This is a genomic window from Microbacterium sp. NPDC087591, from assembly GCF_044743625.1.
Lineage (GTDB): Bacteria > Actinomycetota > Actinomycetes > Actinomycetales > Microbacteriaceae > Microbacterium.
The window spans coordinates 1901875-1923979 of record NZ_JBIUWU010000001.1 but is presented as its reverse complement, the minus strand read 5'-3'; the positions used below and the strand labels follow the sequence as shown (position 1 = coordinate 1923979).

Annotated in this window: 20 protein-coding genes; 8 read left to right on the top strand and 12 right to left on the bottom strand. The window is 69.9% G+C overall.

Features of this window, described 5'->3' with window-relative positions; translation table 11 throughout:
* Positions 1-25 precede the first annotated feature (25 nt).
* The 4 genes from ACIOVG_RS09120 to ACIOVG_RS09105 form a co-directional block, all read right to left on the bottom strand.
* A complete protein-coding gene (locus ACIOVG_RS09120) occupies positions 26-1009 on the bottom strand; it encodes a DnaJ C-terminal domain-containing protein (RefSeq protein WP_400871869.1) in 984 nt (327 codons plus the stop codon).
* Between the two features lie 7 nt (positions 1010-1016).
* Positions 1017-1655, bottom strand: a complete 639-nt coding sequence (locus ACIOVG_RS09115) for a nucleotide exchange factor GrpE (RefSeq protein WP_400871866.1) — start codon at positions 1653-1655, stop codon at positions 1017-1019.
* 2 nt (positions 1656-1657) lie between these two features.
* Entirely contained in the window at positions 1658-3523 is a 1866-nt protein-coding gene (gene dnaK, locus ACIOVG_RS09110; protein WP_400871863.1) for a molecular chaperone DnaK, read from the bottom strand.
* 134 nt (positions 3524-3657) lie between these two features.
* Positions 3658-5022 carry a DUF222 domain-containing protein gene (locus ACIOVG_RS09105; RefSeq protein ID WP_400871860.1) on the bottom strand — a complete coding sequence of 455 codons (1365 nt, stop codon included), beginning with the start codon at positions 5020-5022 and terminating at the stop codon, positions 3658-3660.
* A 392-nt stretch (positions 5023-5414) separates the two neighbouring features.
* Between ACIOVG_RS09105 and ACIOVG_RS09100 the strand changes: the two genes are divergently transcribed.
* The 4 genes from ACIOVG_RS09100 to ACIOVG_RS09085 all read left to right on the top strand — a co-directional run bounded on the left by ACIOVG_RS09100 (position 5415) and on the right by ACIOVG_RS09085 (position 8694).
* Complete coding sequence (locus tag ACIOVG_RS09100; protein WP_400871857.1) at positions 5415-6152, top strand: sirohydrochlorin chelatase; 738 nt, start codon at positions 5415-5417, stop codon at positions 6150-6152.
* Positions 6152-6913, top strand: coding sequence for a uroporphyrinogen-III C-methyltransferase (gene cobA / locus ACIOVG_RS09095; RefSeq protein ID WP_400871854.1), 762 nt, complete (start codon positions 6152-6154; stop codon positions 6911-6913). Before ACIOVG_RS09100 ends, cobA begins: the two co-directional genes overlap by 1 nt.
* A gap of 111 nt (positions 6914-7024) precedes the next feature.
* Positions 7025-7954 (top strand): NAD(P)/FAD-dependent oxidoreductase, encoded by a 930-nt coding sequence (locus tag ACIOVG_RS09090; protein WP_400871851.1) that lies wholly within the window; start codon positions 7025-7027, stop codon positions 7952-7954.
* Between the two features lie 71 nt (positions 7955-8025).
* Positions 8026-8694, top strand: a complete 669-nt coding sequence (locus ACIOVG_RS09085; protein ID WP_400871848.1) for a hypothetical protein — start codon at positions 8026-8028, stop codon at positions 8692-8694.
* A 26-nt stretch (positions 8695-8720) separates the two neighbouring features.
* Here ACIOVG_RS09085 and ACIOVG_RS09080 read toward each other — a convergent pair whose 3' ends face one another.
* On the bottom strand, positions 8721-9182 hold the full coding sequence (locus ACIOVG_RS09080) for a DUF3817 domain-containing protein (RefSeq protein ID WP_400871845.1): 462 nt from the start codon (positions 9180-9182) through the stop codon (positions 8721-8723).
* Positions 9183-9282: 100 nt separating this feature from the next.
* On the opposite strand from ACIOVG_RS09080, the gene ACIOVG_RS09075 reads away from it, so the two are divergent.
* Positions 9283-10188, top strand: a complete 906-nt coding sequence (locus tag ACIOVG_RS09075; protein ID WP_400871842.1) for a helix-turn-helix domain-containing protein — start codon at positions 9283-9285, stop codon at positions 10186-10188.
* 140 nt (positions 10189-10328) lie between these two features.
* Here the strand turns inward: ACIOVG_RS09075 and ACIOVG_RS09070 are convergent, their stop codons facing one another.
* The 5 genes from ACIOVG_RS09070 to ACIOVG_RS09050 form a co-directional block, all read right to left on the bottom strand.
* The gene (locus ACIOVG_RS09070; protein ID WP_400871839.1) at positions 10329-11516 is read right to left on the bottom strand and encodes an MFS transporter; all 1188 of its coding nucleotides are present in this window, start codon (positions 11514-11516) and stop codon (positions 10329-10331) included.
* 201 nt (positions 11517-11717) lie between these two features.
* A complete protein-coding gene (gene speB, locus ACIOVG_RS09065; protein ID WP_400872728.1) occupies positions 11718-12668 on the bottom strand; it encodes an agmatinase in 951 nt (316 codons plus the stop codon).
* A gap of 54 nt (positions 12669-12722) precedes the next feature.
* Positions 12723-14366: a thiamine pyrophosphate-binding protein gene (locus tag ACIOVG_RS09060; RefSeq protein WP_400871837.1), complete on the bottom strand. Its 1644-nt coding sequence runs from the start codon at positions 14364-14366 to the stop codon at positions 12723-12725.
* The gene (locus ACIOVG_RS09055; RefSeq protein ID WP_400871834.1) at positions 14359-16026 is read right to left on the bottom strand and encodes an amidohydrolase; all 1668 of its coding nucleotides are present in this window, start codon (positions 16024-16026) and stop codon (positions 14359-14361) included. Before ACIOVG_RS09055 ends, ACIOVG_RS09060 begins: the two co-directional genes overlap by 8 nt.
* A complete protein-coding gene (locus tag ACIOVG_RS09050; protein WP_400871831.1) occupies positions 16023-17345 on the bottom strand; it encodes an MFS transporter in 1323 nt (440 codons plus the stop codon). Before ACIOVG_RS09050 ends, ACIOVG_RS09055 begins: the two co-directional genes overlap by 4 nt.
* A gap of 223 nt (positions 17346-17568) precedes the next feature.
* Between ACIOVG_RS09050 and ACIOVG_RS09045 the strand changes: the two genes are divergently transcribed.
* Together ACIOVG_RS09045 and ACIOVG_RS09040 are read left to right on the top strand one after the other, a co-directional pair.
* A complete protein-coding gene (locus ACIOVG_RS09045; RefSeq protein WP_400871828.1) occupies positions 17569-18456 on the top strand; it encodes an Lrp/AsnC family transcriptional regulator in 888 nt (295 codons plus the stop codon).
* A 182-nt stretch (positions 18457-18638) separates the two neighbouring features.
* Positions 18639-20045: an MFS transporter gene (locus ACIOVG_RS09040; RefSeq protein WP_400871825.1), complete on the top strand. Its 1407-nt coding sequence runs from the start codon at positions 18639-18641 to the stop codon at positions 20043-20045.
* A gap of 159 nt (positions 20046-20204) precedes the next feature.
* Here the strand turns inward: ACIOVG_RS09040 and ACIOVG_RS09035 are convergent, their stop codons facing one another.
* Positions 20205-20759: a MarR family winged helix-turn-helix transcriptional regulator gene (locus ACIOVG_RS09035; RefSeq protein ID WP_400871822.1), complete on the bottom strand. Its 555-nt coding sequence runs from the start codon at positions 20757-20759 to the stop codon at positions 20205-20207.
* Positions 20760-20862: 103 nt separating this feature from the next.
* On the opposite strand from ACIOVG_RS09035, the gene ACIOVG_RS09030 reads away from it, so the two are divergent.
* On the top strand, positions 20863-21606 hold the full coding sequence (locus ACIOVG_RS09030; protein WP_400871819.1) for a hypothetical protein: 744 nt from the start codon (positions 20863-20865) through the stop codon (positions 21604-21606).
* A 62-nt stretch (positions 21607-21668) separates the two neighbouring features.
* Here ACIOVG_RS09030 and ACIOVG_RS09025 read toward each other — a convergent pair whose 3' ends face one another.
* Positions 21669-22100 carry a GNAT family N-acetyltransferase gene (locus tag ACIOVG_RS09025; RefSeq protein ID WP_400872725.1) on the bottom strand — a complete coding sequence of 144 codons (432 nt, stop codon included), beginning with the start codon at positions 22098-22100 and terminating at the stop codon, positions 21669-21671.
* Positions 22101-22105 lie beyond the last annotated feature (5 nt).

Sequence of the window (22105 nt, the reverse complement as noted above, 5' to 3'; positions counted from 1 at the left end):
ACCTCCTGCCCCGGTGTCGCGTTCATCACCGTCGCGCCTTCGCCATCAGCTCGGCCCGCGGGTTCTCCGTGGGCTCGAGCGCCTGGAACTTCTCCAGTGCTTCACGGGCGGCGTCGTCGAGGTGCGAAGGTACCGCGACCTGAAGCTCGGCGAGCAGGTCGCCGGTGCCCTTCGAGGTCTTGACACCGCGCCCCTTGACGCGCAGTACGCGCCCCGAGGGGGTGCCCGGTGCGACCCGGAGCTTGACCGAGTCGCCACCGAGCGTGGGCACCTCGATCGTCGCGCCGAGCGTGGCCTCGGTGAAGGTCACCGGGACCGTCACCCGGAGGTTCAGCCCGTCGCGGGTGAACACCGGATGCGGGCGCACCGAGATCTGCACGACGATGTCGCCGTTGTCCCCGCCGTCCGGCGAGGGGCGGCCGCGTCCGCGCAGACGGATCTTCTGACCGTCGGCGACGCCGGCGGGGATCTTCACCTTGAACGGCTTGCCGTCCTCGCCCTGCAGGGAGATGGTCTCCCCCTGCACGGCGGTGACGAAGTCGAGCGTGGTGCGCGCGGTGACGTCGGCGCCGCGCTGCGGACCGCCGTACCCGCGGAATCCGCCGGACGTCTGCCCGAACCGACCAGAGCCGAACGAACCACCCTGACCCTGGTTGAACATCGCGAAGATGTCCTCGAAGTCGGCGGCCTGACCCGCACGCCCCTGACCGAAGCGGCTGAAGACGTCTTCGAACCCGCCGGCACCCGAGCCGCCCGCCGTGAAGCGAGCGCCCGAGCCCATGGCGCGGATCTCGTCATACTCCTTGCGCTGGTCGGCGTCGGAGAGCACCGAATACGCCTCGCTGATCTCCTTGAACGTCGCCTCGGCCTTGGCATCACCCTGATTGGAGTCGGGGTGGTACTTGCGGGCGAGCTTGCGATACGCCTTCTTCAGCTCGGCCTCGCTGACGTCCTTCGAGACCCCGAGGGTCTTGTAGAAGTCCTTGTCGAACCAATCCTGGCTAGCCATTGATCACCTACTCTGCAGGGACAGCGACGACGACCTTCGCAGGACGCAGCTCGACGTCTCCGAGGCGGTAGCCCACCTCGATGACCTCGAGGATCGTGGTCTTCTCGGCACCGGGCGTGGGCTGCTGGAAGATCGCCTCGTGGCGCTGAGGGTCGAACTCCTCACCCATCTCGCCGTACGAGACGACACCGAGGCGCTCCACGACCGCACGCACCTTCTCGGCGATCGCCGCGAAGGGTGTGCCCTCCACGAGGTCGCCGTGCTGAGCAGCACGATCGAGATCGTCGAGCACCGGCACCAGGCCCTTGGCCGCCTCGCCCTTCGCGCGCTCGACCTCCAGCTGACGCTGATCCTCGGTGCGGCGACGGTAGTTGGCGTACTCGGCCTGGAGGCGCTTGAGGTCGTTCAGCAGCGTCGACTCGAGGTCGGCGAGCACGGCGTCCTCCGCAGCGGCCTCACCGGTCTGCGTCGCTCCGAGGATGTCGTCGACCGTGAGGTCGTCGTCAGAGCCCTCGGCCGCGGCAGCCTCGGTGGAGTCGGGGTTCTGCGGCGCGGGGCCGGATGCCTGAGCATCCGACCCCTCACCGTGAACCCCGGCCGCGTGCTGATCCTTGTCAGGCACTTCGTCGAAGTTCTTGTCCGTCATGATTACTTCTTGTCTTCTTCGTCGTCGACGACCTCGGCGTCGACGACATCCTCGTCGGAGGATGCGCCGTCGGCCGCGGGAGCCTCGCCGTCAGCCGGAGCGCCGGCTGCGGCATCCGCCTGGGACTGCGCGTAGATCGCCTCGCCCAGCTTCGTCTGCGACTCGTTGAGCTTGTCGAACGCGCTCTTCACGGCGTCGTCGTCCTCGCCGGCGAGAGCCGTCTTGAGGGCGTCGACATCGGCCTGGACCGACTCCTTGACGTCGGAGGGGAGCTTGTCCTCGTTCTCCTTGATCAGCTTGTCGATCGAGTAGGCGAGGGTCTCGGCCTGGTTGCGGACCTCGGCGGCCTCACGGCGCTTCTTGTCCTCAGCGGCGTTCTCCTCGGCCTCGCGCACCATGCGCTCGATGTCGTCCTTGGACAGCGAGGAGCCGCCCGTGATCGTCATCGACTGCTCCTTGCCGGTGCCCTTGTCCTTGGCGGACACGTGCACGATGCCGTTCGCGTCGATGTCGAAGGTGACCTCGACCTGCGGGATGCCCCGAGGAGCCGGCGCGATGCCGGTGAGCTCGAACGTGCCCAGCGGCTTGTTGTCACGCGTGAACTCGCGCTCGCCCTGGAAGACCTGGATCGCGACGGACGGCTGGTTGTCGTCTGCCGTGGTGAAGGTCTCGCTGCGCTTGGTCGGGATCGCGGTGTTGCGCTCGATGAGCTTGGTCATCATGCCGCCCTTGGTCTCGATGCCGAGGCTCAGCGGGGTGACGTCGATGAGCAGGACGTCCTTGCGCTCGCCCTTCAGCACACCGGCCTGGAGCGCAGCGCCGACGGCGACGACCTCATCGGGGTTGACACCCTTGTTCGCGTCCTTGCCGGTCTCGCGCTTGACGAGCTCGGCGACGGCGGGCATACGGGTCGATCCACCCACGAGCACGATGTGGTCGATGTCGGCGACCTTGATGCCGGCTTCGCGGATGACATCCTCGAACGGCTTCTTGGTGCGGTCGAGCAGGTCCTTGGTCAGGTCCTCGAACTTCGCGCGGGTGATGGTCTCGCTGAGCGAGACGGGGCCGGAGTCGGTGAGCGACAGGTACGGCAGGTTGATGCTGGTGCTCGTGGAGCTGGAGAGCTCCTTCTTCGCCTGCTCCGCCGCTTCCTTCAGACGCTGCAGGGCGATCTTGTCACCCGAGACGTCGACGCCCGTGGTCTCCTTGAACTGCTTGATCAGGTAGTCGACGAGACGCTGGTCCCAGTCGTCTCCACCGAGGCGGTTGTCACCGGCGGTCGAGCGCACCTGGATGGTCGAGAAGTCGTCGTCCTTGCCCACTTCGAGGAGGGAGACGTCGAACGTTCCACCACCGAGGTCGAAGACGAGGATGAGCTCGTCCTCCTTGCCGCGGTCGAGACCGTAGGCGAGCGCGGCAGCGGTGGGCTCGTTGATGATGCGGAGCACGTTGAGGCCCGCGATCTCGCCGGCTTCCTTCGTGGCCTGACGCTCGGCGTCGTTGAAGTACGCCGGGACGGTGATGACCGCGTCGGTCACCGTGTCACCCAGGTACGACTCGGCGTCGCGCTTCAGCTTCATGAGGATGCGCGCGGAGATCTCCTGCGGCGTCCACTTCTTGCCGTCGATGTCGAAGCTCCAGTCGGTGCCCATGTGGCGCTTGACGGAAGAGATCGTGCGGTCGACGTTGGTGACGGCCTGGCGCTTCGCGGTCTCGCCGACGAGCACCTCGCCGTCCTTCGTGAATGCGACCACAGACGGGGTCGTACGGAAGCCTTCTGCGTTGGCGATGACCTTCGGCTCGCCACCCTCGAGGACACTGACGACGGAGTTCGTCGTTCCGAGGTCGATTCCCACAGCACGTGCCATGTGTTTTCTCCTTTGTTGAGGACGTTGATCGGTTCAGAAACCTGCGGCGACCAGGGAAACCTGAGTCGCGATGACTCAACTGTACTCCGACCCTCGAATGCTGTCAAACAAAGTTGATATGAATTGGCTCAACTTTAGAACGGCGGTGCGATCGAGTCCCGGAACCTCACGGTGTTCGGCGGCTGCGGCCTGTCGACATAGGTTCGCCCGGCAGGACTCGTCCACGACAGAACCCCGCCGTCGAGGCGCTCCACGTGCCACGGGGTGTGATGCTTCAGCATGTGGTGTCGGCGACAGAGGTGCGCGAGGTTCTCTTCGCGCGTCGCCCCGCCGAGGGCCGCATCGTGCGTGTGGTCGATGTCGCTCTCGCTCGGAGATCGCCCGCACCCCGGGAATCGGCATCGCTGATCCCTGGCTCGGAGGTGCCGCCGCAAGTGCGCACTCGGTCGATAGCGATCCACCGCGAGGACCGATCCGTCGACAGGATCGGTGAGCACCCGATCCCACCCGGATGCCGCACCCACCAGCCGCCGCGCCGTGTCGATGTCGATCGGCACGCATCCGTCGAGTTCGGCGGCGACATCGTCGCGCCCGAACATCGTCATCACGGGGATGGTCACGGAGACATGAGCCGCGATGGCGCCGAGCACCCCCGCGTGCCCGTCATGTCCGGCAGGAGCACCGGTGAGCAACAGGTCGAGCGCGAGGTCGGCGCGGAGCTGATCCACCGTGCGCCCGTCGACCGTCGCAGCGGGCGCATCGAGTTCAGCGGGCTCGGCGGGCGCATCGGGCTCGGCGGGCTCGGCGGCCGCCTCGGCTTCAGCGGAACGACCGCCATCACGATCTGCGGCGTTCGCAGCCTTCACCGCGTCGGCCATGCCCGTCAGCCGATCGAATACCCCGTGCACCAGCGCGGCCGGGCCCAGCAGCCCCAGCTTCGCCATGCCGTCGGCCGCGTCCGTCACCCAGACGCCGCGTTGCTCGCGCGCATCGCGATGACGCTCGTCGAGTGACCGCGGCTGGAAGCGCTCGGCAGTACGACGAGCCATCCGCCCCAGCCGGTTCGGTGACTCCACCTCGGCGAGGGCGATCATCTGAGTCGAGTAGGCGTCGCGATCCTCCGCCACATCGAGGTGCTCGGCCGCGTCGACGATCACTCGCGCGTGCGCCGCACTGATGCGACCGGAGCCCTGGGCCGCCCAGACCAGCGGAAATCGGGTCACCAGCCAGTCGGCGTCGGCCATGCGCCGCTGGATCGTGCGGTCGCTCAGGCGCAGAGCAGTGGCCATCTCGGCCGCCACGGAGCGCGCCGTCATATCCGCTGCGTCAGGATGCTGCGCCTGATCGGCGACCTCGACCGCCCACCGCGAGCCCAGCGAGAGGATCCCATCTCGAGCCGCCTGCAGACTGCTGATCGTGCACTCGACGGACTGCAGCAGGTCGACCAGCTCATCGAGCGTGGCCATCTGTTCGCGTGTCGCATCCATCAGTGCCGTCATGCCCTCAGTACACCAGGGTCCACCGACATTCGAATCCCTGATCAGGTCGCAAATCTGAAATATTGGCATACGGTTCGGAGGTCGGCGTCCTGGTGCCGGAGGTCGACATCGATACCGTGGCGGACGAGGCATGCGGCCGTGCCGTTCGCCCCGCGGAACAATGGCCCCATGATCCGTGCCGTGCTCGTCGACCTCGACGGAGTGATCCGCCACTTCGACCACGATCCCGGCGCGCATTCGTTCACAACTCCTCAAGCACCCGGGCGCAGCCCCGGATCAGCCGCGTCAATCCGTCGCACACACGACGGCGGGCTCAGATCTTGAGGAGTTGTGAACCGACATCTCACACGCCCGAAACATCCCGGTCACAGACCACGCCTACAGTCGCCTTCATGGCCCGCCCCACGCTGCTCGCCGTGTCGCACGGTACCGATGACGTCGAAGGTGCCCGCGCGATCGCCGACCTCGTCGTCCAGGTCGCGGCTCGCCTGCCGGATGTGGAGGTGCGCAGCGCCTTCGTCGACGTGCAGCAGCCCGACGCCCCCGGCGCCCTCGCGGCGATCGAGGGGCCGGTCGTGGTCGTGCCGCTGCTGCTGTCGTCGGGGTTCCACGTGCACCACGACCTGCACGGCATGGTGGCCGACCGGATCGACGCAGTCGTCGCCGACCCGCTCGGCCCCGACCCGAGGCTCGCGCAGGTGCTGGCGCAGCGGCTGTCCGGGGCGTCCGACCATCCGGTGATCCTGGCGGTGGCGGGGTCGCGCGACCCCCGGTCGCTGACCGACGCCGAGGGCATGGCCACCCAGCTCCACGCGCAGCTGGGCCGCCCCGTGCACCTCGCCTACCTGGCCGCTCGCGAGCCCGACCTGCCGACCACCCTGGCCGCGCACCCCGACGCGGTCGTGTCGACCTACCTGCTCGCCCGGGGCTACTTCTTCGACCTCGCCGTGCGTCACTCCGCCGGACGCAGCCTGACGCTCCCGCTCCTGAACGGCATCAGCGTGCCGGAGCCCCTCATCGCACTCGTGGTCGCGCGCTATGAAGAGGCCGCGGCCGAGCTCGGGGGCGATGCCGTGCAGGCAGGGCACGCGGTGCACGCCGCGCAGCCGTGCGGCGCCGGGGCCGTCTGATGACCGGACGGGTCACCCTGGTCGGCGCCGGTCCCGGTGATGCGGGCCTGCTCACCCTCCACGGCCTGCGCGCCCTGCAGCGGGCCGATGTGATCGTCGCCGATCGACTGGGCGCCCGATCCGTGCTCGCCCAGCTCGCCGCCGACGGCGTCGCGCTCGCGGCCGAGGTGATCGATGTCGGCAAGCTCCCCGGTCACCATCCCGTGCCACAGGACGGCATCAACGCGCTGCTCGTGCAGCTCGCGAACGAAGGACGCGACGTGGTGCGCCTGAAAGGCGGGGACCCCTTCATCTTCGGGCGCGGCCGGGAGGAGCAGCTGTTCTGCGAAGCGGCAGGGGTACCGGTCGACGTCGTCCCCGGCATCACCAGCGCGATCGCGGTGCCCGCGGTGGCGGGCATCCCGCTCACCCACATCGGCATCGCCACAGCCTTCACCGTCGTCACCGGGCACGACCAGATCGAGGAGCTCCCCGGCGGACGCGATCACACCGTCGTGCTGCTCATGGGCGTCACCACGCTCGGCCACTCGGCGCACGTGCTCGCCGCGACCCGGGGCGTCGACTGCCCGGTGGCGATCATCGAGGACGGCTACGGCGAGCGCCAGCGCGTCACGATCGGGACGTTGGGAACCATCGCCGGGGTCGCCGCGACCCGGCAGGTGCGCTCCCCCGCTGTGATCGTGATCGGCGATGTCGTGACACTCTGTGCGCACGACGGGCCGGAAAGCGCGCTCACCCCCCTCGCAGAACTGGCAGGATAGGAGTAAGGCGAGCCTTACTCCCGCATTCGGCCCGCCCGGCGGCGCCGCCATGATCGCCGCTCCCGCGCGCGTTCCCCCCTCGTCGCCGCCCTTGCCCGCAGGAGGATGCGCATGACGGATGAGGCTCCCTACGACGTGCTGATCATCGGCGGAGGCCCGGCCGGCCTCTCCGCCGCCCTCAACCTCGGCCGCTCCCTGATGCGTGTGCTGGTGGTCGACGCCGACCGGCCCCGCAACGCCGCGACGTTGCAGTCCCACGGCTTCCTGACACGCGACGGCCTGCCGCCGCACGAGCTGCGCCGGCTCGCCCGCGCGGAACTCGCCGCCTACCCGAACATCGAGATCCGCTCGCGTCAGCGCGTCTTCGCCCTCCGCACGACGGATGCCGGATTCACCGCCGAGGTCGGGCGGCGCGAGCCCGCCGCTTCGGTCACCGCCCGCTCCGTGCTGCTGGCCACCGGTCTGCGCGAGACCCTGCCCGACGTGCCGAACCTGCGCGGCTTCTACGGCATCAGCCTGTTCAGCTGCGCCGCGTGCGACGCGTGGGAGCTGCGCGACCGCCGTCTCGCCCTCATCGGCGAGTCCGCCGATCTCGCCGACCGCGCGCGGCTCATCGCCCGCTGGACCGACAGCCTCACGGTGTTCACGCTCGGATCGGATGCCGTGACCGCCGCACAGCAGGCCGAGCTCGAGGCCGCGGGGGTCGGGGTGCAGCGGCATCCGATCACCGAACTCGTGGGTGAGCGCGGCACGCTGGAGGCCGTCCGACTGGCCGACGGCACCGAGGTCGCGCTCGACGGCGGCTTCGTGCGGCCGGAGTGGCAGACCGAACTGTCGTTCCTCGACGGCATCGCTCCGGCGCTCGACGACGACGGCAACCTCGTCACCGACCGCTCCGGGCGCACCGATGTGCCCGGTCTCTACGCCGCGGGCGATGCGGCGATCCCCGGGCCGCAGCAACTGATCGTCGCCGCAGGGGCAGGGGCCAGGGTGGCCGCCGTCATGGTGCACGACGCGGTCGGCGTCGCGACCGCTCACTGACCGACGACCACTGATCCGCAGGGCAGAAGTACCCATCGAGTCGGACGACCCCGCGGGCTAGGCTGACCGGCATGACCCGCTCCCGCTCGGCCGCTCCGCTGTTCCGCCTCGCTGCGACCGCGATCGTGGCCGTGTCGGTGATCCCGCTCAGCGGATGCCTGTACGCCCAGATCCCGGCCGACGGTGACGCGAAGCCGACGGCATCCGCATCCGATGCGCCGATCGACGAGCCCGCCGGCGATCTCCCCGCCGAGCTGACGTTCGAGGCAGGGCAGGACCTGCCCGCCACCGCGTACATCGAATGGGGCGACGGGTTCATGACCGCCGACGGGTGGGAGACCGTCACGCCGGACGACGGCGCCGGCGGCTGGACCTACGGCACGACCGACGGCACGTGCACGGCGCAGTTCTGGCAGGGGCTCACTCCCGACGTCCCCGTGGTCCCCGGCGACGACAGCGCGTCGTCGGACGCGATCCTGGGCGTGCTGCTGCAGTCGACGACCGAGGAGGTCACGCCGCTGGCCACCACGGGCGAGTTCAGCTACCAGGTCGGCGGATCGGGAGGTGTCGAGAACCGGCAGGTCACCGGAGGGGACGGCGACCGCAGCTGGATCATCGCGACGCGCGCCTTCACCGCCACCGGGGTCGGACTGTACGTGATCGTCGACTGCACCGGGAGCGATGCGAACAGCATCCTGGCCGAGGTGGTCGAACGCAACGCGGTCGTCGTCACACCCTGACGGATCTCACCGCGTGACCGGTGCGGTCACTTGCCGCCGGGCGGTCCCACGAGCAGCAGGATGACGTAGAGCGCCACGATCCCGACGGCGAGCAGCACCGCCAGCACCCACGGACGCCGCAGGAACCAGCGCATCAGTCGGTCGTACCAGCGTCCGTCGCGGGGATCGTCCGTGGCGTCGAGACGCCAGGCTCCGTCGAGTCGGCCCGTGCGGTGCAACCAGATCTCGGTGGGGATCGTGGCGTAGGGGATCACGGCGCTGACCACGGCGAGCGCGGCGACACCGACATGCCACCGCTGGTTCAGCGCGACCAGCACGGCGGTGGCGGCGTACGCGAGGAACACGAAGCCGTGGATGCCGCCGCCGATCGTGACGACGACGCCCGACGCTCCCACCGCCCTGGCGATGATCGCGGAGATCAGGATCGTCCAGGTGATCGCCTCCGCGATCGCGAGAACTCGGAACAGGCGGTCGGGTGAACGGAACACGGGACTCCTCGGGTGGCGTCCTCCCAGCGTATCGGGGCCGCCGATGCCGTTCCTGTGCCGACGGCGGAATACCGGGCCCCGAGGCGGCGTTGCCGAAGGCATGACGATCGTGGACGCGGATGCGCTGTCGCAGGTGCTCAGCTCCGTCGACCTCCAGGTCGGCGTCGCGCGTCGAGTCACGCTCCCGGCCGGCGGGCTGCTTCCGCTGGCCGCCGGCGCCGTGACCCTCGTCTACGTCGCCGGCGGCAGCGTGCAGGGGCATCCGCCGCTCACGTCCGCCTGCAGTCTCAGCGTCGACCGCACTTCCCAGAGCCTCGCGGTCACGACCGGATCCGACCGCCTGCGCGCCGGCGACGCGTTCCTGACCCTGGGAGACACCGCGTTCCTGCTGCAGGCGGATGCCGGGGCGAGCGTCATGGTCGTCGACCTCGTGCTGTCGGACACCACCTCCCGGCTCAGCGCCGTGCTCCCCGACGTCATCACCGTGACCGGGTTCGACGCGCTCGAGCCCGCCGCCGCCGCGCTGGCCGAGAACATGGGGCTGGTCGACCCGGCCGCCTGCCCCGTGCGCCAGGGCGACCCGCTGATCTGCCGGATGATGGCCACGACCGTGCTGCTCTCCGTGATCCGTGCCTGGGCGGCGAACGGCTGCGCGCCGGCCGGATGGCCGTCGATGTCGAACGACCCCTTCCTCGACCGCGTGGTCGATGCGATCCACGAGGACCCGGGTCGGGAGTGGACCGTCGAGCGGCTCGCGAGCGTCGGCGCCATGTCGCGTTCGGCGTTCGCGGCGCGCTTCCGCTCTGCCCTGGGCCGCTCCCCCGCCGACTACGTCACCGAGGTGCGCATCGATACGGCCAAGCGGATGCTCGAAGCGGGCCGATCGGTCTCGGAGACCTCGCGTGAGCTGGGCTACGCCTCGGACGAGGGCTTCAGCCGCGCCTTCCGCCGCCGCACGGGCATGACCCCGTCGGCGTGGCGTCAGCGCACCACCGTCCCCGCCTAGCGTTCGCCGGCATCCGCCCGCTTGGCGAGCACAACTTCGGAGCTGACGGATGACACGCCGCCAGAACGCCCGTCCCGTCGGCGTGTCCGACCCGATCTCCGAAGTTGTGCACGGAGCGCTGGAGGCGACGCCTCGCGGGCTCAGTTCTTGACGCGGTTCGAGGCCCCGAAGAACGCCGCTCCCGCAAGCAGTGATGCGGCGCCGATCACGTAGACCAGCTCGATGCTGAGGGTGTCGACGAGCAGGCCGCCCACGCCGGCGGCGATCGTGATCGCGCCCTGGAACCCCACGACGACCAGGCTGCCGCCGGCCTCGAGCCGATCCGGCATCCGGTGCCCGACCCAGGTGTTCGCGACGATCAGCCACGACGAGAAGAAGAAGCCCCAGACGAGCACCACGATCGCGACGCCGATCACGGTGCCGGACAGCAGGATCATCGAGATCACGGCGGCCGCGATCACGAGCGGGGCGAAGACGGCGAAGAACGCGAAGGAGCGGTCGATGACCAGGCCGATCGTGATGTTGCCGGCCAGACCCCCGAGGCCGAACAGGGCGAGCAGCACCACGATCGTCGACGCGTCGACATCCGGGATGCGCTCGAGCGCGAGACGCACGTACGTGTAGGCCGAGAAGTGTCCGAGCACCACGAGCATGTGGCCGATCATGCCGAGGCCGATGCCCGGACGACGCAGCGTGTCGACCAGCAGCCGCAGGCTCGAGGCCTGAGCCGCCGGAACCGAGGGCAGCGACAGCCGCAGGGCTGCGGCGAGCAGCACCATCAGCACACCCGCGATCGCGAAGACCATCCGCCAGTCCACGAGCTCGCTCAGCATCACGCCGAGCGGAACACCGGCGACGGTTGCGAGCGAGACACCCGCGGAGGTGAACATGACGCCCCTGCCCAGGTGCTCCGGACCGGCGAGCCGGGCGGCGACCGTGATCGACATCGCCCAGAAGGCACTGATCGCCGCGCCCAGCAGGAAGCGCGCGAGCAGGACGATGATGAGGTTCGGCGCGATCGCCACGATCAGGTTCGACACGGCGGCGGCCAGCGCCATCCACACCAGCAGCGACCGGCGGTCGAGCCGGGGGAACATCAGCCCCACGGTCGGGGCGACGATCAGGCCGACCAGCGCGGTCACGGTGACGGTCTGCCCCGCCTGGCCCGGGGTGACGCCGAGCGCCTCGGCCATCTCGGTGAGCACGCCGTTGGGGAGGAACTCGGCCGTGACGAGCAGGAAGCCCATGAGCATGAGCACGATGAGAGCGCCGTAGCGGATGCGCTCCGCACGCGGGACGGCCGTCGGGATGGGCGCGGTTGTTGTCATGTTCCCAGCCTCGCGGCATCCGCCGGTCGTCGCCCGACCAGGCGTCCGCGGCATCCGACCATTCGTCCGCGGCCACCCTGGCCGGCCTCAACTTCTGCGGCCGACAGCATCTTCTGCGGCCAGCTGGGGCTGATCCGGCCGCAGAAGTTCGAGTCGGCCGCAGAAAATGACCTACGGATGCCCGGACTACGGATGCGTGGACTACGGCTGCGCGACCTGCGCGGCGAGCAGGCACACCAACTCGTACACCGCGTGGCTGGCCGCGATGCCGGTCATCTGCGCGTGGTCGTAGGCCGGGGAGACCTCGACCACGTCGGCACCCACGATGTGCTGCGTGCGCAGCGCCCGCAGGATGCGCAGCAGCTCGCGGCTGGTGAGCCCTCCGGCCTCGGGGGTCCCGGTGCCCGGCGCATGCGCGGGGTCGAGCACGTCGATGTCGATCGACACGTACAGCGGCTTGTCGCCGATGCGCTGCAGGATCCGCGCGATCGCGGCCTCGACGCCGTGCTCCTCGATGTACTCGCTCGACACGATCGAGAAGCCGAGGCGCTCGTCGTCCTCGAGGTCCTGCTTCGAGTACAGCGGTCCGCGCGTGCCGACGTGGCAGCTGGCGGTGAGGTCGATCAGCCCCTCCTCGCTGGCACGGCGGAAGGGCGTCCCGTGCGTGATGGGTGCGCCGAAGTAGGTGTCCCAGGTGTCGAGGTGCGCGTCGAAGTGCAGCACCGCGACGGGGCCGTGCTTCGCGGCGACGGCGCGCAGCAGTGGCAGCGCGACCGTGTGGTCACCGCCGATCGTGACGATGCGCGAGACCTGCTCGCCGAGGGCCAGCGCCGCGCGCTCCACCTCGTCCACCGCCGCAGTGAGGTCGAACGGGTTCACCGGGATGTCTCCGGCATCCACCACCTGCGCGAGCTCGAACGGCGAGACGTCCTGCGCGGGGTTGTACGGGCGCAGCAGCCGCGAGGACTCGCGCACGTGCGACGGGCCGAACCGGGTGCCCGGCCGGTAGCTCACCCCCGAGTCGAACGGGATGCCGACGACGGCGATGTCGGCGCGCGGCACGTCTTCGATACGCGGCAGTCGCGCGAAGGTCGCGATCCCCGAGTAGCGGGGGTTCGCGGAGGCGTCGATCGGGCCCACGTTGTCGGTCATCATCGGTCCTGTTCTACTGTCGGGGCGGGGAGGTTCTGCTGTCGGGCGGGATGGTCAGAGAGCGGCCTGGGGGATGTGCACGAGCTGCACGCCGCCCTCGGCGATCGCGGCACGGATGCTCGAGGCGATGTCGTCGCGCCGGTCGACCCGACGGCCGACGCCGCCGAACGCCCGCGCGAGCGCCGCCCAGTCGGGCTGCACGAGGTCGACGCCGATCGGCGCCATGCCGCGGTCGACCTCGTTCTGGCGGATCTCGGCGTAGCCGCCGTTGTCGACACACACGATCGTGATGTCGAGGCGCTGTTCGATCGCGGTGACGAGCTCGTTCACGCAGAACATCAGCGCACCGTCGCCGATCACGGTCACGACCGGGCGCTCGGTCTGCGCCACGCGAGCACCGATCGCAGCCGGCAGCCCGTAGCCGAGGGTGGCGTAGGTGGGCGTGTAGAGCAGGGAGTGCGGATGCCGCGGGCGCAGCACGCTGCCCAGTGCAAGGTAGACGATCTGCGAGGAGTCCCCGGCGACGATCACGTCATCCGGCAGACCCGACGCGATGAGCTCGGCGAGGGCCACGGTGTCGGGCGCGGTCGCGCGCATCTCGGCATCGATCGCGGCGCGGGCGGCGTCGAGTGCGGGCTCGGCGGCGTCGCCGGAGGGCAGCGCCGCCCGCAGGGCCCCGGTGACGACCGCGGCATCGCCGACGATCCCGACCGTGGCCGCGAGGTTCTTGTCGATCTGCGCGGGCGAGATGTCCACGCGCACCACGGCGCCGCGGGCCTCGAGCCGAGGAGCCCAGAGCTCGGCCTCCCCCAGCTTCGACCCGATCACCAGCAGCACATCGGCCGCCTCGGCGACCTCACGCGCGGCGGCGAGGCGCAGGTTCGAGCCGAGCGCGAGCGGATGCCGCTCGTCGACGATGCCCTTGCCGTTGAGGGTGGTGAGCACCGGGGCCCCGAGCCGCTCGGCGAGCGCGGTGACTTCGGCGGCGGCAGCGGTCGCGCCGCCTCCCGCCACGATCACGGGCGTGCGCGCGGCCGACAGCAGCCGTGCGGCCTCGGCGATCGCGGCGGCATCGCCGGATGCCCGGGGCGGCAGCGCGCGGGCACGGCGGTCTGCGGCCGGCACCGCGGCCGTGGCCTCCAGCACGTCGAGCGGGATCTCGATGTGCACGGGGCGCGGACGCCCGGTGCGGAACAGCGCGAACGCATCGTGCACGGCCTCGACGGCCTCCGCCGCGCTGCCGACCCGGCGCGACCACTCGGCGATCGCGCCGACCATCGCCGTGGCATCCTTCGTCTCATGCAGGGTGCCGACATCCGCGAACTCCGCCCCGAGCGGCACACCCGGTGAGAGCACGAGAAGTGGACGCGACTCGCAGAACGCCGTGCCGATCGCGCTCATCGCGTTCTGCAGCCCCGGCCCCGAGGTGGTGATGACGACCCCGGGCAGCCCGGTCTGCTGCGCCCACCCGTCGGCACCGTAGCCCGACCCCTGCTCGTGCCGGTTCGTGACGGCGCGGATGCCGAGACCTGGGAGCGGACGGTAGAGCTCGAGGTTGTGCGTGCCGGGGATGCCGAAGACCGCTGTCACGCCATAGGCGCGAATCGTCTCCAGCACAGCACGGCCCGCGGTGTCCGCATACTGCTCGGCGCCAGCGATGTCAGACGCCGTATCGATGTATGCAGCGGTGTCAGACATGGTGGCGGCGCTCCCCGTCGACCCAGGTCTCGCGCACGGTGATCGCGGCGATGTCCTCGCCGGGCACCGCGAGCGGATCGTCCGAGAGCACCGCGAAGTCGGCGTACTTGCCGACCTCCAGCGAGCCGAGATCGTCTTCGCGGCCGATCGAGATCGCCCCCTCGATGGTGTGCGCACGCAGGGCGGCGAGCGCCGAGACCCGCAGATCGTCGGGGCCGAGCTTGTGCCCACGGCGCGTGACGCGGGTGACGGCGGTCTGGATGGCCTCGAGCGGGATGGGCTCGGCGACCGGGGCATCCGAGGAGATCGTGAACGGCACACCCGCCCGCTCGAACTCGCCGAGCGGGTTGAAGCGCTCGCCCGGAGTGCCGATGGCCTCCTCCACCCCCTCACCCCAGTTGTAGTAGTGCTGGGTCTGGTTGACCGGACGGATGCCGGAGGCGGCCATCCGCTCGATCTGCTCCGGAGTGGGCAGCCCGCAGTGTTCGATGCGGTGGCGGGCGTCGGCGTCAGGATGCTCGGCGAGCGCGGCCTCGATCGCCGACACGACCATCTCGATCGCCGTCGGCGACTGCGCGTGCGTCGCGGTCTGCAGACCTGCGGCGTGCGCCTTGCGGATCAGCTCCGTGTACTCGGCGGGCTCGTGGTACAGCTGCCCGGTGCGGCAGGGGTCGCCGACGTAGCCGTCGGGGAAGTACGCCGTCCAGCCGCCGAGCGTGCCGTCGGCGTAGAGCTTGATGCCCGCGAAGCTCAGATGCGCGTTGCCGAACTGGCCGACCAATCCCATCTCGAGCGCCTCGTCGAGCAGGTGCGACAACAGGTACATCGAGACGCGCAGCTCCAGGCGACCGGCTTCGGCGAGGCGCAGGTACATGTCGAACTCGCGCCGCGTGACCTGGGCGTCGCCGATCGAGGTGACCCCGCCGGCGAGGAAGCGTCTGGTCGCGGCATCCAGTTGGCGCAGGTGCTCCTCCGGCTCGTCGGCGAGGTGGAAGTTCGGGCCGTGGTGGCCGATCTTCACGCCGTGCACACCCGTGAGCATGTTGCAGGCGGCATCCGAGATCTCTCCCGTCAGCTCCCCGTCTGCGTCGTGGAAATACTCGCCGCCGTCGGGGTTCGGGGTGTCGCGGTCCACGCCGTTGAGCGTCAACGTGTACGAGTTCACGACGCCGCCGTGACCCGAGGCGTTCATCAGATAGACCTCGCGCTCCGAGGAGACCTCATCGAGCTCGAACCGGGTGGGGTGGCGCTTCTCGGCGAGGTTGCGCTGCTCGTAGCCGTAGCCGCGCACCGGACGCCCCTCGGGAAGGTCGGCTGCGGCAGCGCGCAGCAGCGCCACGATCTCGGGGATGCTGCCGGCCTTCTCCGGACCGCAGTCGACCCAGGTCATCAGCTGCCCGTACATCAGCGGGTGGGCGTGGGCGTCGATGAAGCCGGGGACGATCACCGCGTCGCCGAGGTCGATCCGCTCCGGGTCGAGGCCCGCGCGCTCCGCGGCCGCCTCGCACTCGGCGGCGGTGCCGATCGCGACGATTCGCCCGCGGTCGGTCAGCAGCGCGGTCGCCGTGGATGACGTGGCATCCGCCGTGTGGATCGCCCTGGCCGTCAGGAGCCGCGGCTCCGTCTGGGAGGAGCGGTCGAAGGGAGTGAGCTTTCTCATGGCAGCCTGTTCGCGGTCGTGTCGGTGCGGGCGGTGAACGAGCCGGTGACGGGCGCCTCATCGGAATGCTGCGGCGCGACTCGGGTGCAGACGCCGGCGATGACGGCCATGCCGATGAACATCGCGATGACTGACCAGATGCTGCCGGTCCAGGCGATGAGCTGCGTGGCGAACCACGGCGAGAATCCGGCCCAGATCGCTGCGCCCACGCCATAGGACAGCGCGATCGAGGTGTAGCGCGACTGCGGACGGAACATCTGCGCCAGCAGCGCCGCGATCGGTGCGTAGGTCGCGCTCATCGCGATGCGCACCAGCGAGGCGAACAGGAAGATCAGGGGTTCGACGCGTCCGGGCATGATCAGCAGGAACGGCACGAAGGTGAGCACCGAGGTGATCAGACCGATGTACATCACGTTCTTGCGGCCCCACTTGTCGCCGAGCCAGGCGACGGGGAGCGTCACCACGAACTCCACGAACGAGGCGATGGTCATCGCGTCGAGGATCACCTGCTCGCTGATCGCGATCGTGTCGCCGGTCGCATAGGCCGTCGCGAAGGTGGTCGCGAGGTAGTAGCCGCCGGTCGAGATCGGCAGGATGCCGATGCCGAGGAGGATCGGGCGCCAGTTGGTGCGGAGGGCGAACGCGAGCGGCATCGACTGCTTGCGTCCCTCGACCTTCGCCTCGAAGACCGGGGTCTCCTCGACGCGGTAGCGGACCCAGAATCCGACGCCGACCAGCACGATCGACAGCAGGAAGGGGATGCGCCATCCGCCGTTCATGATGAAGTCGTCGCCGACGCGCGACATGATCGCGAAGATGCCGGAGGCGAGCAGCGCACCGGCCGGGTTGCCCAGCTGCGTGAAGCCGCCGTAGAAGGTCTTGGACTTCTCGGGGGCGTGCTCGACGCTCATCAGCACCGCCCCGCCCCACTCGCCGCCGACCGCGAGGCCCTGCACCGCGCGCAGGAGGATCAGCAGGATCGGCGCCAGGATGCCGATGTTCTCGTAGGTGGGCAGGCAGCCGACCAGCACGGTCGCCGCGCCCATGAGCAGCAGCGTGATGACGAGCGAGGTGCGCCGACCGAGCTTGTCACCGATGTGGCCGAAGATGATGCCACCGAGGGGACGGACGAGGAAGGCGACCGCGAAGGTCGCGAACGCCGCGGCCGTCTCGGCGAGCCGATCGCCGCTCGGGAAGAACAGCGGACCGAACACGAGGGCGGCGGCTGTCGCGTAGACGTAGAAGTCGTACCACTCGATGGTGGTGCCGACGAAGGCGGCGAAGCCTGCGCGTCGCGCCTTGGTGTGGGTGGAAGTCATGTGAGACCCGCTCCTTTGCGGAAGATGTCGGATAGCGATGGATGCTACGGCTGCGCGGCCACCTCAGGCAAGGACAGAACTCCAGCGAGAATGCTCATTCACTGGAGTTATGAGTGCATGCTCGCGCAATGCTCACCTTCCCATCGGCGCTCACGACTCTTAAGCTGAAGATGTGTTCCCGAGGGCGTGCGTTCCGGGGAAACTGACGAAACGGACGGAAGCCATGGATTTCGACGCCGAACTCATCCGCGCGCTCCAGGAGGACGGGCGCGCCAGCATCCGCTCCCTCTCTCTCCGCCTGGGGCAGTCGCGCGCCGCCGTCGCCGCCAGGCTGCGCACCATGCTCGATGACCGCACCGTGCGCGTGGTCGCCGCCGTCGATCCGGTGTTCCTCGGTCAGCACGTGCTCGCGCACGTGTCGATCCGCACCGACGGCACGGTCGAGGCCGTCGCCGAGCACCTGCGCGACATGCACGAGACCGTGCTGGTGTCGGCCGTCGGCGGGTCGCACGACCTGGTCACCGAGGTGCGGCTGGGGTCGATGGAGGAGTTGCACGACCTGCTCGCCCAGATCCGGGCGATCACCGGTGTGCTCGACATCAACACGATCATCTACTCCACCGTCGTGAAGGGCTTCTTCGTCTCGGAGTACCACGGCGATGTCACGCTCGACGGGATCGATGAAGCCCTGATCGAGCAGCTGCAGGCCGACGGCCGCACCAGTTTCCGCGCGCTGGGCGAGGCCGTGCGCCTCTCCCCCTCCGCGGTCGCCACCCGCGTGCAGCGTCTGATCGACGGCGGCGTCATCAAGATCAGCGCCGTCGAGGCCCGCGGCCTCGCGCATCGGCAGCTGTCGATGGGCGTCGGACTGAACCTCGACCACGACGACGAGAGCGTGATCGAGGCGCTGCGCAGCGGCCGCGGTGTCGACTTCGCCGCCCGCACGCTCGGGCGGTTCGATGCGGTCGCCACCCTCGTCGAGCCCTCGGCCGGCGCGCTCTACGCGAGCCTCGAGCGACTGCGGGCCCTCCCCGGCGTCACGCGTATCGAGGCCTGGTTGCACCTCGCGGTGCTGAAAGAGGACTACGCCCGCACCCTGCGCACGGACTGAACCCCAACTTCTGCGGCCACTGCGCACGGACTGAACCGCAACTCCTGCGGCCAACCGCACGTTCTGCGGCCTCACGCGCGCATCCGCGCCGCAGAAGGTGAAGTCGGCCGCAGAACATGAAGCGGGCTGCGCGCGCGGCGCGCCGTCACCGCGCGTTCACCGGGCACCGCCAGACTGCGAGCATGAGCGAACCCGATTCTCGCCCCGCCGTTCCCGAGCCCCCGGCGATCGCGAACAGCGGCGCCGTCGGCGTGGTCGGCCTCGACCTCCGCGGCGAGACACCGGCGCCGAAGAAGCAGGTCTACTCGTGGGCACTGTGGGACTGGGCGACGCAGCCCTTCAACACCGTCATCCTCACCTTCGTCTTCACCGCGCTCTACCTGGTGGGCACCGGGTTCCTGCCGCCGGAGATCGCCGCGCTCGGCGAGGACGACCCGGTGCGCCTCGCGGCCGAGGCCGACCTCGCCTCCGGCCTCGGGCTCGGCTCGACCATCGCCGCGTTCGGCATCCTGCTGCTCGCCCCTGTGCTCGGACAGCGGGCGGATGCCGCGGGGCGCCAGAAGCTCTGGCTCGGCATCGGCACCGGCGCACTGGTGTTCTGCATGCTCGGACTCTGGTTCGTGACCCCGACCCCGAGCCTGTTCTGGCTGGGCGTCGCCCTGATCTCCGCGGCCACGGTGTTCCAGGAGATCGCCGCCGTCAACTCGAACGCCATGCTGATCGGCATCGCCACCCCGAAGAACGTCGGCCGCATCTCGGGCCTCGGCTGGGGCTTCGGGTATCTCGGCGGCATCATCGCCCTCGTGATCGTGGTGGTGCTCGACACCTTCGACTGGTTCGGCATGTCGACAGACAACGGTCTCGCCTACCGCCTGATCGCCGTCGGCTGCGCGGTCTGGGCCATCATCTTCAGCATCCCGATCTTCCTCAACGTGCCGGAGCCGTCGCTGGGCCGCCCCGAGCGCAAGGTCGGGTTCTTCCGCTCCTACGCGCTGCTCGTCACCGACATCCGCGGGCTCTACCGCGACCCCGAGACGCGCCCCACGTTCTGGTATCTGCTCTCGAGCGCCGTGTTCCGCGACGGCCTCGGCGGCGTGTTCGCCTTCGGTGCGATCATCGGCACCGCGGTGTTCAAGTTCGGCACGCAGGACATCATCATCTTCGGCATCGCGGCGAACCTGATCGCCGGCGTCTCGACCATCCTCGCCGGGCGCCTCGACGACCGGCTCGGGCCGAAGCGCATCATCCTCGCCTCGATCGGGTCGATGATCGTCGCCGGCCTCGCGGTGTTCCTGCTGCGCGACGGCGGGGCGATGGTGTTCTGGGTCGGCGGACTCATCCTGTGCGCGTTCGTGGGTCCGGCGCAGGCGGCGGCGCGCTCGTTCCTGGCCAGAGTCACCCCGGCCGGGCGCGAAGGCGAGATCTTCGGCCTCTACGCCACCACCGGGCGCGCGGCGAGCTGGATGGCCTCGGGAGCCTGGACGCTGCTGATCGTGCTGACCAGCCAGACCGCCTACGGCATCCTGGGCATCATGATCGTGCTGATCGCCGGCTTCCTGCTGCTGCTTCCGGTCAAGGCTCCGCGCTGAGCTGAAACCCGGCCCGGCCCGGGGTTCGGGCCGGACACAACTTCGGATGCCGCGCGCGACACGCCGTCGGAGCATCCGCCGCCGCGGGGTGTCGAACACGATCTCCGAAGTTGTGCACGGGCGCTGGGCGCACGCGCTCCGCGCACCAACCACTGAGAGTCAGCGCTGCCAGTTGTCGGCGAGCTTGTTGAGCAGGCGCGCCAGCTCGGCGCTCTCCTCAGGGGTGAAGGCCGCCAGCGCACGACCGAGCATCTCGCGGCGCTCGCCGCGCATCCCCCTGGCGACCTTGCGGCCCTCGTCGGTCAGGGCGATACGTGTGCGCCGGGCGTCGTCGGGGTCGGCCTCGCGGCGCACGTAGCCGCGATCGACGCCCTGCTGCACGAGCCGTGAGGCGCGAGGCTGGTCCACGCCGATGGCTTCGCCGAGCGCGCTGACGCTGAGCGGAGCGGATGCCGCGGCCAGTGCCTCGAGCATCCGCATGCGTGCTGGCCCTCCGAGGCGTCCGGAGGGGTCCGCCATCCACGGCGGCATGCCGGGGTGGCCGTGCCCGAAGGGATCGCCGGGTCCGTGCTCGTGTCCGTGCGGACCGCCGTGCCAGCCGTGCGGGCCGCCGTGCCCGCGCCCTCCGCCGCCGCGGTCGCCGGGTCGCCGACCGCGCAGACGGGACAGCGCCTGGGCGATGGCTTCGGACGGGTCGATCTCTTCGGAGGTCACGCTTCGATTTTACATGCGACTTGACATGCATTCACATCGCATGTCACACTACATGTACATGCACTGTGACATACACATGCACACTGACAACTAAGGACTTCTCATGAACACCTCTGAATCACAGAACCCCGACCACACATCCCGCCCCTTCGGCTACTGGCTGAAGGCCGCCGACCGCCTGATGGCGGCCGAGTTCGCCACCGCCTTCGAGAGCGAGCACGCGAGTCGCCGCGACTGGCGACTGCTCAACATCGTCGACGGCACCGTCCCGGCCCGCCGCCCCCTGAACGACCACAAGCTGCATCGCCTCGTCGAGCGCGGCTGGATCGCCCGCGAAGGCGAGGGCTGGACGCTCACCGACGACGGACATGCCGCGAAGGATCGCCTCGGTGCGATCGTCGACGGCATCCGCTCGAAGGTCACCGACGCCGTCTCCGAAGAAGAGATGGCCACCACCCTCGCATCGCTCGAGAAGATCGCGCGGGCGTTCGGCTGGGACGAGGAGGCTCCTCTCCCCCGCGGACGCCGGCACGGCTTCGGCGAGCGCGGACACGCACGCGGCCACGGCTTCCCGCGCGGCTTCGGTCGCCCGTTCGGTCCGGATGCACATGATGGCGAATGCCGCCGCGAGCGCGGCCATGGCCGTCGGCACGGTTTCGATCCCCGGCACGGCTTCGGCCCGCGCGGTGACGCTGGACACGAGCACGGCGAGCGCGGCCACCACGGATACGGCGACCACAGCCACGGCGAGCGCGGCCACCACGGCTCGCAGCGCGCGGTCCGCTTCGCGCAGCACGCGTACGAGCGCGGTTTCGACGCGGGATACTCCCGCGGACGCGACGCCTGACGCTCCCCGGTGCGCACTTGACGAGAGGGACGGATGCTTCGGCATCCGTCCCTCTTCTCGTCTCAGCGCGCGGGCCGCGTCAAGAACATGTCGACCGGGTCCTCGCTGTCGAGCACGAAACCGGCACGGAGATACAGCTGGAGCGCGGGGCTGCCCTGCAGCACGTTGAGCCGGAATGTCTGGCCCCGGGCATCCGACAGCACCCGCTCCAGCACGGCACCGCCGATGCCTCTCCCTTGCAACGCCGGGTCGAGATAGAAGTGCTCGATCCACTGCACGTCGTCGTCGGACCGCACCGCGATCGACCCCGCATCCGCCCCGTCGACCACGATCACCCGGGTCGCCTCCGCGACGAACGAGTCGAGGAAGCGCCGCCGCACGCGCACCTCGTCGTAACGTCCGAGACGCGTCAGGTCATCACGCAGCACGACGGCGCGCAGCTCGGCGATCCAGGTCGCATCCGCGGGCGCGCTCGGGCGCAGCGTCCATTCCATGGCCA